General features: G+C 50.7%; 7 protein-coding genes. 2 read left to right on the top strand and 5 right to left on the bottom strand.

What is annotated here, in order from left to right; translation table 11 throughout:
• Positions 1-482: 482 nt before the first annotated feature.
• Positions 483-1,871, top strand: a complete 1,389-nt coding sequence (gene argH / locus S7335_RS07625; RefSeq protein WP_198011356.1) for an argininosuccinate lyase — start codon at positions 483-485, stop codon at positions 1,869-1,871.
• A gap of 27 nt (positions 1,872-1,898) precedes the next feature.
• On the opposite strand, the gene S7335_RS07620 is transcribed toward argH, so the two are convergent.
• The gene (locus S7335_RS07620) at positions 1,899-2,453 is read right to left on the bottom strand and encodes a Uma2 family endonuclease (protein ID WP_006454576.1); all 555 of its coding nucleotides are present in this window, start codon (positions 2,451-2,453) and stop codon (positions 1,899-1,901) included.
• Between the two features lie 95 nt (positions 2,454-2,548).
• On the opposite strand from S7335_RS07620, the gene S7335_RS07615 reads away from it, so the two are divergent.
• Positions 2,549-3,823, top strand: coding sequence for a glycosyltransferase family 2 protein (locus S7335_RS07615; RefSeq protein ID WP_006457277.1), 1,275 nt, complete (start codon positions 2,549-2,551; stop codon positions 3,821-3,823).
• Positions 3,824-3,928: 105 nt separating this feature from the next.
• On the opposite strand, the gene S7335_RS07610 is transcribed toward S7335_RS07615, so the two are convergent.
• From S7335_RS07610 to S7335_RS07595, 4 genes are all read right to left on the bottom strand, one after another.
• A complete protein-coding gene (locus S7335_RS07610; RefSeq protein ID WP_006454676.1) occupies positions 3,929-4,450 on the bottom strand; it encodes a late competence development ComFB family protein in 522 nt (173 codons plus the stop codon).
• A 99-nt stretch (positions 4,451-4,549) separates the two neighbouring features.
• Positions 4,550-6,625, bottom strand: coding sequence for an FG-GAP repeat protein (locus S7335_RS07605; RefSeq protein ID WP_006454813.1), 2,076 nt, complete (start codon positions 6,623-6,625; stop codon positions 4,550-4,552).
• Between the two features lie 100 nt (positions 6,626-6,725).
• Entirely contained in the window at positions 6,726-10,709 is a 3,984-nt protein-coding gene (locus S7335_RS07600; protein WP_006457196.1) for a VCBS domain-containing protein, read from the bottom strand.
• A 101-nt stretch (positions 10,710-10,810) separates the two neighbouring features.
• Entirely contained in the window at positions 10,811-13,165 is a 2,355-nt protein-coding gene (locus S7335_RS07595; RefSeq protein ID WP_006454995.1) for an FG-GAP repeat protein, read from the bottom strand.
• Positions 13,166-13,239 lie beyond the last annotated feature (74 nt).

Here is a 13,239-nt window from a genome sequence, read left to right as displayed (position 1 = left end):
TTTCTAAAAGTAGAACAATCTTGTGAATCCGATTCATCCTTCTACAAAAAGAGCTTTAAAGCTTCGTCAAGCTTGTTCTAGTTGAGTCTAGTTAGAGATGTTTTACGTCAAAAGTGAAGCCGCTATACGGATAATTGGAACTGACTAGGTTGTTGTATTATTCTTCAGTTACCTATAGGTATCAAACACATGGGTATCTGATGTTGTTCTATTTAATTAGAGAATGCGGCATCAAACCTATCTTCTTAGCAGTTACCTTTTCGCAGAATATCCCTGACTTCATTCGAATTGCTCATTAATTGCCTATCGTGGATAAGGCGCAATTCACTGCTTACTAGATGTGCGATCTTTTGAGGTTAGCTGCTACTGTATGGTGGACTGATTAATCGAGTGTTTTTTGGTATCTATTCATAGATTGTTCGCTTGATTGAGTCTGATCGCATTTAGAGTAGGAACAAAGGTAGATAGTGGGTAGTCAATCGGTGAGACAAGAGTTGCAGCAAGCTTGGAGCCAAAGATTTGAGTCAGCGTTGCATCCAGCGATCGCACAGTTTAATGCCAGTATCGGCTTCGACATTCAGCTCCTAGAATGCGATCTAACCGGTTCAGTTGCCCATGCCAAGATGCTGGCCAAAGTGGGTATTCTCTCAGAAGCTGAGCGCGAGCAAATTGTGTCTGGCTTGGAGACCATTCGCGGCGAGTACCGTAGAGGCGAGTTTAATCCAGGTGTTGACGAAGAGGATGTGCATTTCGCAGTAGAGCACCGCTTGATAGAGCTAGTTGGGGACGGCGGCAAGAAACTGCATACTGCTAGATCTAGAAACGACCAGGTGGGAACCGATCTACGGTTGTATCTAAGGGGCAAAATAGAACAGATCCGCGAACAGATCAGGGCCTTTCAGCAGACGATTGTTGACCTGGCTAGTCAGCATGTAGAAACGCTGATTCCAGGCTATACCCATTTGCAAAGGGCACAGCCATTGAGCCTGGCGCATCATTTGCTGGCGTATTTTGAGATGACTCAGCGCGACTGGGAGCGACTGGGCGATGTGCTTAAAAGAGTAAATATTTCACCTTTGGGTTGTGGGGCCTTAGCCGGGACGACATTCCCAATTGATCGAGCGTATTCTGCTAAGCTGCTGGGCTTTGATGATATCTATCACAACAGTTTGGACGGCGTGAGCGACAGAGATTTTGCCATTGAATTTGCGAGTGCGGCTAGCCTGATCATGGTTCATCTTTCTCGCCTGTCAGAAGAGATCATCCTTTGGGCTTCCGAGGAATTTCGGTTTGTAACCCTGGGCGATACCTGCTCGACCGGATCGAGCATCATGCCCCAGAAGAAGAATCCTGATGTGCCTGAGCTGGTGCGGGGTAAGACTGGACGAACTTTTGGCCACCTGCAGGGGCTGTTGGTGATGATGAAGGGGTTGCCGCTGGCCTACAACAAGGATTTGCAAGAAGATAAAGAGGCCATTTTTGATACGGTAGCAACGGTCTCTGGCTGCTTGGAGGCGATGACTATCTTACTGCAAGAGGGCATTACGTTTCGTACTGACAGGCTAAACCAAGCGGTCGCAGAAGACTTTTCTAATGCGACGGATGTGGCCGATTATCTAGCCGCGAAAGGGGTTCCCTTTCGAGAGGCTTATAACTTGGTTGGGAAGGTCGTGAAGACTTCTTTGGCAGCAGGAAAACTATTGAAGGAGTTGAGCTTAGAAGAGTGGCAGGGGCTGCATCCGAAATTTGAGGCAGATATCTACGAGGCGATCGCGCCTGCTCAAGTCGTTTCAGCGCGTAACAGCGCCGGTGGTACTGGCTTTGAGCAAGTGAGGTCTGCTTTAGAGCGGGCTCAATCACTTTTGTCATAGCTCAGTGAAATTAGTATGCTGAGCTTTTTAGCTCCGGTCAATAATAGCGCTGACTAAGATAGGCACGTCAGGAAAAGCCAGCGGCGCTATCTGGCCTTCAGTGTACGTAGAGCGTGATGAGTACTGTCCTGACTTAGGCTCTCTAAACACAATCAGTAATCGGTTCTTGAGATCAACAACCCAGTACTCAGGAATATCGACTTCTGCATAGACCTGACTCTTCAAATTAAGGTCTTTGTTTAAGCTTGCGTTTGAGTATTCAATCAACCAAAAGATATTTTCTGGGTATGGGTGATGCTGAAGGTACGCCTTGCCGAGACGCTGAACAACTGCGATATCTGGTTCTGGCTCGGATTGATTAGGAAGCGTAATTGGGTTGCCATAGCGTACCTTTGCCTTTTCTCCTAACAGCCGAATTAGATATTCACCTGATTCGGAAACAAAGTATGAATGAGGGCTTCCCTCTGGCGCCATCTCAATGATCTCTCCTTTGATCAATTCGACTTGGCGCTCGTCTAGTACGCCAGAGTCAATCATGCGATGGTATTCTGCCAGAGTCCACTTTGCTGTTACAGCCGTCATTACCTGATCTCCAATCGAGACAGCTCATATCTGCTGCAATTGTAACAGCAGGCCCTAGATGACACCCCAGAAGACACTTTGGAAGATCCCGACTCATGGCGACGCTTAGCCTTTGTATGATTGTGAAAGATGAGGCCAAAAATTTGCCTCGTGCCCTGTCGAGCGTCAAGCACTTAGCAGACGAGATTATCGTCTTGGATACGGGCTCTGGTGACGATACGCCTATGATTGCGGCAGCAGCAGGGGCAAAGGTGAATTTTTTGATGTGGGGCGATGATTTTGCGATCGCTCGCAATGCTTCTCTAGATCAAGCGACGCAAGACTGGATACTCGTGCTAGATGCCGACGAAACGCTGACAGCGGCAGGACAGCGGCTGATTGCCACCATTAGAGCGGAGAAACCTCTAGGACAGATAGATCCTGCAAACCTGTTGATGGTGACTGCTCTACGTCGAGAAATTGCTGTCAATCAGTCTCCCTATACTCAGGTGTCTCGGCTGTTTCGCAACCTAGTTTCGATTAAATATACTAGGCCCATCTATGAGAGCGTCGATGACAGTATCGAAGCGCTGATGGCGGCTGAACCGCACTGGCAGGTGGCGCAGCTCGATGGAGCAACTAGTGGAGCAATCATTGAGCATACAAACTATAGCGTGACGCCAATTGAGGCGAAAGATAAATTCAAACGCGCTGAGCGGATCATGACTAAGTATCTGGCAGCAAACCCAGAGGATAAGCTAATCGCTAACAAGCTCGGAGCTTTGTATGTGCAAAGCCGGGCGTGGGAAAAAGCACTCACGTTGCTTCATCAGGCGCTAAAAGCAAGTGCAATTACAAGCAGACTGCAGCCACTAACAGAGTATGAGGCCTATTATCACCTGGGAATAGTGCATCGATATACAGAAGACTTTGAGGCGGCTGAAGCAGCTTATAGAAAGGCGATCGCAGTTCCTATTGCTGAATTATTAAAGCTGTCTGCTTATTTGAATCTAGGCGCATTGCTGAAGCTAAAGGGCAATCTTGACGGGGCGATCGCGCAGTACGAAGCGGCTGGCCGAATCGATCCAAAGCACCCAGTGACGTTTTTCAACCTAGGCGTGGTGCATAAAGCAAAGGGTTACTTAGAACCGGCAATGCGAGCTTATGAGTATGCGATCGCTCTTGATCCAAACTACGGTGTAGCCTACCAAAATCTGGGCGCTGTTCTGTTCAAACTAGGCAAGCTACCCCAAAGCAAAGCAGCCTTCGATAAGGCCATCAGCCTTGCCGAAAAGTTAGACCCTACCGAAGCTGAGCGACTTCGACAGGGCGTCAAACGTCTAGGACTTGATGAAGCTCTAAAATCAAGCTCAAGATCAAGCTCGAAATAGTTCCAACTTGAAGAGATACATGGGTCTAGCTGAATGCCGATTGCTGTAGTAGTGCTTCAAACCTTTGACGGTTTCATGAAGGTTGGATTGACTACGTCCGAGCGCCTATCTCTTCCTTGACCACGGCTCGATACTGCCATAGGTACTTGGTTGCCGATGAGACTTCTGCTTTGACTCGTCATCTAGCGATGGACGTTCGGGGTGATCATCAGGCAGTAGTAGGCGTTTACACTCATGTAGAATGTCGTCCCAGCTTAGCTCAGGCCGATTGAGCAGATCGCGAAAGGTCTTCAAGATAGCTGATGACTTGTCACCTTGCTTAGCAGATAGCGGTTGAGAAGCCCTGAACGGATCAATTTGAACAGCAGCAACACCTTGTCGTACGGCTTTGTATATCTCTTTAGCGTAGGTTTTTCCCGCTTTTTCGTATTGAATCTGCCATCCTTTTTCGCTGGAGGCATAGAGTGCGGGCAATCGGTTGAGGGCGTAGGTTTCGACCTCGACCGATTTGATGTATCTACGCAGCTTTTCTGGCAACTTAGACTTTTGCCTAGCGACCTCATCTGCGACTAATTTCTCCATAACGTTGGTGTAGGATATATCGGCTTGAGAAGAGGAAGCATTCATAGATACAAAAGCCTGAATGACAGCGAAGGGAAGCTAAGAACTCTTGTCTTAAGCTTCCCTTTGAGTTTGGGTGGTCAAACAGGTTTGTACAGACTCGGTCTAAATCAGTACGAACTGACTGTTGTTCAAGCTAGTGGTGTCTATGCCACTAAGGGTCGCTAGTACCTCGTTCGTATCAGTAAAGAGGATGTCGTTACCAACAAACGACAGATCGCCGATGCCCAGTCCACCGGCTAAGCCAATCCGATCTTGACCACTGAAGTCAGTAATAGTGTCCGTACCCTCGCCAAGTACCAAGACAAAAGTGTCTCTACCTTGACCGCCTGTTAGGAGATCGTTACCCTCACCACCAATAAGCGTGTCTTTGCCAATCTCACCTTCGAGTGTATCGTTGCCATCACCGCCGATAAGCGTGTCCTTGCCATTTCCACCGAGGAGTAAGTCGTCACCGTTACCGCCATAGAGCGTATCGAAGCCCTGCTCACCGAAGAGCGAGTCGTTACCATCGCCGCCGATCAGAATGTCAGCATCGTTACCGCCATAGAGATTGTCATCACCCTCATCGCCGTCGAGGACATCGTTGCCTGCTTTGCCATCGAGTAAGTCGTTACCCTTACCACCAACAAGGACATTATTACCATCCGTGCCGATGAGCGTTTCACTACTAGCCGCACCGAATACCACGTAGCTTTGGCCTGAAGAGACGCCACTGGAATAGGTATTGGGTCTGCCAATGATCAGGTCGTCGAAGCCATCGCCGTTGACATCCCCCACCCCGCTGAGCGAACGGCCGAAGCCAGCATACTTATCGAAGCCACTGAACGCAAAGCCGTTACTGCCATCTAGGCTGTTAAGGTCGAGCGTAGTAGCAAAGCCTGCATCGGTACCAAACACTACATAGCTCCCGCCTTCGGTGATAGTGCCTCTAAAATTGCTATATTCTCCGATAATCAGGTCATCGAAGCCATCGCCGTTGATGTCTCTCGCACTGCTCACTGAACGACCGAAACCATCATATTCGTCAATGCCCTCAATAACGAAGCCGTTGCTGCCATCTAAGCTAGAAAGCTCAAGCACAGCATCAAAGTCCGCATCGGTGCCAAACACCACGTAGCTCTCGCCTGTATAGAGGCTAAATCCATACTCACTACTAAAGGAGCTAGCGCCAGATGCGCCGATAATCAGGTCATCAAAGCCATCACCGTTGATGTCTCCCGCACTGCTTACTGAACGACCGGAGAAGTCAAAGAAATCTATGCCCTCAATAACGAAGCCGTTGCTGCCATCCAAGCTAGAAAGCTCGAGGATGGTGTCAAAGCCCGCACCAGAACCAAACACCACGTAGCTCTCGCCTGAAAAGCTGCTATTAGGGTCAGCCCAGGGTGCGCCAATGATGAGGTCATCGAAGCCGTCGCCATTGACATCACCCGCACTGCTTACCGAAAAGCCAGAGCGAGCGCCTGTATCGATGCCATTGAGAACAAAGCCATTATTGCTATCTAGGATAGAAAGCTCGAAATCAGCGTCAAAGCCTGCGTCAGAGCCAAACACTACGTAGCTCCTACCCGAAAGGTCACCATTGGGGTTGGCCCTGTACGCGCCAATAATCAGGTCATCGAAACCATCGCCATTGACATCGCCCGCCCCACTGACCGAAAAGCCGGAGCGATCGCCTGTATTGATGCCATTGAGCACAAAGCCGTTACTGCCATCTAGACTAGAAAGCTCAAAAGAAGCGTCAAAGCCCGTATCAGAACCAAACACTACGTAGCTCTCACCCGAAGCATCACCATTGGGACTAGCTCCAGGCGCACCGACAATGAGGTCGCCGAGGCCATCGCCATTGACATCACCCGCACTGCTTACCGAAGTACCAGAATCATCACCTATATCAATGCCATTGATTACGAAGCCGTTACTGCCATCCAAGCTGGAGAGTTCGATGACGGTGTCAAAAACCATATCGGAGCCAAACACGACGTAGCTCTCGCCTGAATCACTACCATTGGGCTCTGCTTCAGGTGCACCGATGATGAAGTCATCAAAGCCATCGCCATTGACATCGCCTGCCCCACTGACCGAAAAACCGGCGCGGTCATCTATATCAACACCATTAAGAACGAAGCCGTTATTGCCATCGAGGGAGGCTAAGTCAAACTGTGCTGGAAAAACCATTTTTCTATCATCCTTTTGTTTACAACTACAGCGGCCTGTTGACGCAGGCCGTTTTTCTTATGTTTGTATTCGAGTGCGCCTATGTTTAGGCTAAAGGTGCTTAGACCAGGACGAACTGGCTGCTGTTCAAGCTCGTCGTATCAATGCTAGTGAGGATCGCTAGCACCTCGTTGGTATCGGTAACCAAAATGTCATTGCCGACAAAGGAGAGGTCTCCAATACCTAGTCCACCTGCAAGTCCAACCAGGTCTTTACTGTCAAAGTCTGTAATGGTATCAGCGCCGTCACCAGTTGATAGGACAAACGTGTCTCTACCGTTACCACCTGTAAGCGTATCGTTGTTGCCCCCACCGATGAGGGTGTCGTTACCATCGCCGCCTAGCAGCACGTCTCTACCGCTACCGCCCGTGAGAAAGTCATTCCCCCGGCCCCCGTCTAGCGTATCGTTACCTCTACCGCCGTCTAGCGTATCGTTGTCCGCACCACCACTGAGGATGTCGTTACCATCGTTGCCGAAGAGCGCATCTAGGCCCCGACCGCCATCGAGCGAGTCGTTGCCCTTGCCACCGTCTAGCGTATCGTTACCCTTGCCACCGCCTAGCGTATCGCTGTCTGCTCCTCCAATCAGGCTGTCGTTACCATCACCGCCGAAGAGGCTGTCATCACCCCGACCGCCGTCCAGCGTATCGTTGCCTTTGCCACCGTCTAGCGTATCGTTGCCTTTGCCGCCATCTAGCGTATCGCTGTCTGCTCCCCCGAAAAGGATATCGTCGCCATTACCGCCGAAGAGAATGTCTCTGCCCCGGCCCCCGTCTAGCGAATCGTCACCGTTGCCGCCATCGAGAAAGTCGTTGCCCCCTAAGCCGAACAGGATGTCTTTGTTCTTGCCACCGATGAGCGTATCATCTCCGCTAGTGCCGAAGCGCGTAGATGTGGATAACCCAATATCAGCAGCGCCAAACACTACATAGCTCTCGCCTGAATCGTAGCCATTAGGATCGGCCCCAGGTGCGCCAATAATTAGGTCATCAAAGCCGTCACCGTTGATATCCCCCGCACCGCTCACCGAAACACCGGAACGATCAAGTTCATCAATGCCATTAATTACGAAGCCGTTGCTGCCATCTAAGCTAAAGAGACTAAAGACAGCATCGAAGCCTGCATCGGTGCCAAACACCACATAGCTTTCGCCTGAACTGAAGCTATTAGGGTCCGCGTAAGGTGCGCTAATAATCAGGTCATCGAAGCCATCACCATTCACATCACCTGCGCCACTGACTGAACGGCCAGAGCCGTCGCCTTCATCAATGCCATTAATTACGAAGCCGTTACTGCCGTCTAAGCTAGAGGGCTCAATGGCAGTATCGAAGCCTGCATCGGTGCCAAACACCACATAGCTTTCGCCTGAAGCATCTCCATTGGGATCGGCCCTACGTGCACCGATAATCAGGTCATCGAAGCCATCACCATTGACATCACCTGCGCCGCTGACCGAAGCACCAGCATAGTCATCTTCATCAGCACCATCTATTACGAAGCCGTTGCTGCCGTCTAGGCTAGAGAGGTCAAAAGTAGCCTCGAAGCCCGCATCGGTGCCAAACAACACATAGGTTGCGCCTGTATAGGTATAGGGATAACCGTCACCAAGCTCGAATCTTGGTGCGCCGATAATGAGGTCATCGAAGCCATCACCATTGATATCACCTGCGCCGCTGACCGAATAACCGGAGTAGCCACCACCGTTGAGTACGAAGCCGTTGTTACCATCTAAGTCAGAAATTTCTAGGACAGCATCAAAGCCCATGCTGGAACCAAAAATCACATATGAAGAGTAGGTTGGGTATGCGCCAATAATAAGATCATCGAAGCCATCACCATTCACATCGCCTACACCACTTAGCGAGATACCAGAGTCGCTATTTGCATTAATGCCATTTACTACGAAGCCGTTGCCGCCATCCAAGCTAGAGAGTTCGAGAGCAGCGTCAAAGCCCGTATCAGCGCCAAACACCACATAGGTCTGCCCTGCGCCAGGTGCGCTGATAATTAGGTCATCGATACCGTCGCCGTTAATGTCGCCTACACCACTCACCGAGTAACCGAAGCTATCGCGTTCATCGATACCACTAAGCACGAAGCCGTTGCTGCCATCCAAGTTAGAGAGTTCAATAGCAGTGTCAAAGCCTGCGTCGGAGCCAAACACCACATAGCTCTCACCTGAATAGTCCCCATTGGGATCAGCACTGTATGCACCAATAATCAGGTCATCAAAGCCATCGCCATTAATGTCGCCCGCACCGCTTACCGAAATACCGGAACTGTCACCTTCAGCAACACCATTGAGTACAAAGCCGTTGCTGCCATCAAGCAGAGCCAAATTAAGCTGTCCGGTTGAATCAGTAACGCCAGTAATGGCGATAGTTACGGTGGCGGTATCAGCAAAGCGCTCACCTTTGATGGTGTACTCAAAGCTATCAGTGGCGGTATCGTTTGCGTTGAGTGCCTCAAACCGGCCATTAGGATCGTAGTCGAAGCTACCGTCGGAATTGAGGGTGAGTAGTGCGCCTGAGGTAAGAACAACTTGAGTACCGACGTTAGCAGGGCTGCCATTGACCCGGGTAACGGTGAAGGAGTTACCATCCGTGGCGGTATCCGGACCATTGCCATTGTCAGCAAAGACATTACCGCTCAATGGCGTATCCTCATCAGTAGTCACTGCGTCATCGATCGCATCAGGATTTGGATTACTAGCAACGCCAAATATCACATAGCTCTGCCCTGCACCAGGTGCACCAACAATCAGGTCATCAAAGCCATCACCGTTGACATCGCCCGCACCGCTCACGGAAGAGCCGAAATTGTCATAAACATCAGTACCCAAGAGCCCGGAAGTACTGAAGTCTGAATCGCTGCCGAATAGCACATAAATCGTACCTGAGTCGCGACGATAGCGAGGCATCAGATCGGCCTGAGGTGCACCAACAATCACGTCATCAAAGCCATCACCGTTAACGTCACCCGCACCGCTCACTGAACTACCTGAGCGGTCATAGAAATCGAAGCCTCTGCGTGAAAAACCGTTGTTACCATCGAGCTCCGAGATTTCAAGAGTAGCGTCGAAGTCTGTATCGCTACCGAACACTACGTAGCTTTCGCCTATAGAAAGCGGAAATCCACGATATGGATCTGCCCCAGGCGCACCAATAATCAAGTCATCAAAGCCATCACCGTTAATGTCACCCGCACCGCTCACCGAGCTACCAAAGTAGTCGTATTCGTTGATGCCATTGAGCACGAAACCGTTGCTGCCATCTAAGCTAGAGAGTTCGAGAGCTGCGTCAAAACCTGTATCAGAGCCGAACACCACGTAGCTCTGACCTGACATAGTCCCATTGATGTCGGCGCCAGGTGCGCTAATGATCAAATCATCAAAGCCATCGCCGTTGACATCACCCGCACCGCTTACCGAACTGCCGGAGCGATCGCCTTCAGAAATGCCATTGAGCACGAAGCCATTGCTACCATCTAAGCTAGAGAGCTCAAAGGCAGCATCAAAGCCCGCGTCGGTACCAAACACCACGTAGCTCTCGCCGGAAGAGTCGCCATTGGGATCAGCCGCAGGTGCACCAATAATCAGATCATCGAAGCCATCACCGTTAACATCGCCCGCACCGCTCACGGAAGAGCCAGTTCTGTCCTGTGCATCAATGTCATTGAGGACAAAGCCGTTGCTGCCGTCCAAGCTAGAACGGTCAAGGACTGCTTCAAAGCCTGCATCGGTGCCAAATACCACTGAGCTGCCAACAATTAGGTCATCAATGCCATCACCGTTGACATCGCCCGCATCGCTTGCGGAAGAAGCAAAGCCATTGAGCACAAAACCATTGCTGCCATCTAAGCTAGAACGGTCAAAGGCCGCTTCAAACCCCGTATCGGAGCCAAAGACCACTGAACCGTCAACAATTAGGTCATCAATGCCATCGTTGTTGACATCACCTGCGCCACTTACAAAAAAACCAGAGCTTTCGATCGAAAAGCCGTTACTTCCATCGAGTTCTGCTAAAAGCGGTAATGAAAAAGCCATTTTGCTATCATCCTTTCGTTTACAACTACAGCGGCCTGTTGACGCAGGCCGTTTTTCATATTTGAGATATTCGAGTTCGCCTGAACCTAGGCTAAAAGCGCTTAGACCAGTACGAACTGACTGTTGCTCAAACTTGTCGTATCAATGCCAGTGAGGGTCGCTAGCACTTCGTTCGTATCAGTAACGAAGATGTCACTACCTACGAAGGAAAGTTCGCCTATACCCAGTCCGCCCGCTAGACCAATCAGGTCTTTACTGTCGAAGTCTGTGATGGTGTCAACGCCACCACCAACTGATAGGACAAACGTGTCTCTACCGTTACCGCCTGTGAGCGTATCGTTGTTGCCCCCACCGACGAGGGTGTCATCTCCATCGCTGCCCAGCAGTACATCTCTACCGTTACCACCGGTGAGCAGGTCGTTACCACGGCCCCCGTCTAGCGTATCGTTGCCCTTGCCGCCATCGAGCGTGTCGTTGTCCGCCCCGCCGTTGAGCGAGTCATTCCCCCGACCGCCATCGAGCACATCTAAGCCCCGACCACCGTTGAGCAGGTCATTTCCCCGGCCGCCGTCTAGCGTATCGTTACCCTTACCGCCGTCTAGCGTATCGTTGCCTTTTCCACCGTTGAGGATGTCGTTGCCATCGTTACCAAAGAGAGCGTCGCTACCTCGACCACCATCGAGCGTATCGTTACCTTTGTCACCGTTGAGCGTATCGCGGCCGTTGCCACCATCAAGCGAATCGTTGTCGGCTCCGCCGTTGAGGATGTCGTTCCCGTTACCACCGAAGAGAGCATCGCTACCTCGACCACCGTTGAGGATATCGTTACCCTTACCGCCGTCGAGCGAATCGCTGTTGTTCCTGCCATCAAGAAAGTCGTTGCCCGCCAGGCCGAACAGAAGGTCTTTGTTCTTGCTGCCGATAAGTGTATCGTCGCCATTAGTGCCGATGATAGTGTTTGTAGATAACCCGATATCAGTGGCACCAAACACCACATAGCTCTCACCAGCAAGCCTCATACCATTAGGGGCAGCTCGAAATGCACCAATAATCAGGTCATCGAAGCCATCGCCGTTGACATCACCTGCTCCGCTCACCGAAAAACCAGAGAAATCAAATTCGTCGATGCCACTGAGAATGAAGCCATTGCTACCGTCTAGGCTAGAGAGTTCGAGGACAGCATCGAAGCCTGCATCAGTGCCAAACACCACGTAGCTCTCACCGGTAATATTTACGCCATCAGGGTCGGCTTGATATGCACCAATAATCACATCATCAAAGCCATCGCCGTTGACATCACCTGCACCACTCACCGAATAACCGGAGTAGTCGCCGCTATCGACGCCGTTAATTACGAAGCCATTGCTGCCATCTAGACTAGAAAGCTCAAGGGTAGTGGGAAAGCCTGCATCAGTACCAAACACCACATAGCTCTCACCTGCGCTGCGGTTGCCATTAGGGGCGGCTGTATATGCGCCAATAATCACATCATCAAAGCCATCGCCGTTGACATCGCCTGCCCCACTCACCGAATGACCGAAGCGGTCACCCCTATCAACGCCATCGATTACAGAAAAATTACTGCCATCTAAGCTGGAGAACTCAAAGGCAGCGTCAAAGCCCGCGTCAGAGCCAAACACTATATAGCCCTGGTAACTATTGGGTGCACCAATAATTACGTCATCGAAGCCATCGCCATTGACATCGCCCGCACCACTTACCGAAAAACCAAAGAAGCCATTTTCATCAATGCCGTTGAGTACGAAGCCATTACTGCCGTCTAAGCTAGAAAGCTCGAGGGTAGCGTCAAAGCCAGCATCGCTACCAAATACCACATAGCTCTCACCCGAGTCGAAGCCGTTAGGGTCGGCAAAGGGAGCACCAATAATCAGGTCATCAAAGCCATCACCATTGACATCACCTGCACCACTCACCGAATAACCGGGGGAATCAAATTCGTCGATGCCATTGAGTACGAAGCCGTTACTACCGTTCAAGCTAGAAAGCTCAAAGGCAGCGTCAAAGCCCGCGTCAGAGCCAAACACTACGTAGTTCTCGCCTACACTACTACCGTTGAGCTCGGCGCTGTATGCGCTGATAATTACATCATCGAAGCCATCGCCGTTGACGTCACCCGCACCACTCACCGAACGACTAGTGCGATCGCCGCCATCAATGCCATTGAGTACGAAGCCGTTGCTGCCGTCCAAGCTAGAGAGTTCAAAGGCAGCATCAAAGCCCGCACTGCGGCCAAACACTACGTAGACCTCACCTGAGAATTCGCCATTAGGGTCGGCTCCAGTTGCACCAATGATCAGGTCGTCGATGCCATCACCATTGACATCACCCGCACCACTCACCGAATAACCGGAGAAATCAAATTCGTCGACGCCATTAATTACAAAGCCGTTACTGCCATCGAGGTCTGCTAAGTCAAACTGTGCTGGAAAAGCCATTTTGCTATCGTCCTTGTGTTTACAACTACAGCGGCCTGTTGACGCAGACCGTTTTTCTTATCTTTTGTCTATCG

Source organism: Synechococcus sp. PCC 7335, assembly GCF_000155595.1.
Classification (GTDB): Bacteria; Cyanobacteriota; Cyanobacteriia; order Phormidesmidales; family Phormidesmidaceae; genus Phormidesmis.
This window is presented reverse-complemented; position numbering and strand designations above follow the sequence as displayed.

Coding starts and splice junctions, on each gene's coding strand:
- S7335_RS07595 (WP_006454995.1), bottom strand. CDS start 13,165: ATGGCTTTTCCAGCACAGTTTGACTTAGCAGACCTCGATGGCAGTAAC.
- S7335_RS07620 (WP_006454576.1), bottom strand. CDS start 2,453: ATGACGGCTGTAACAGCAAAGTGGACTCTGGCAGAATACCATCGCATG.
- S7335_RS07600 (WP_006457196.1), bottom strand. CDS start 10,709: ATGGCTTTTTCATTACCGCTTTTAGCAGAACTCGATGGAAGTAACGGC.
- S7335_RS07605 (WP_006454813.1), bottom strand. CDS start 6,625: ATGGTTTTTCCAGCACAGTTTGACTTAGCCTCCCTCGATGGCAATAAC.
- S7335_RS07610 (WP_006454676.1), bottom strand. CDS start 4,450: ATGAATGCTTCCTCTTCTCAAGCCGATATATCCTACACCAACGTTATG.
- S7335_RS07615 (WP_006457277.1), top strand. CDS start 2,549: ATGGCGACGCTTAGCCTTTGTATGATTGTGAAAGATGAGGCCAAAAAT.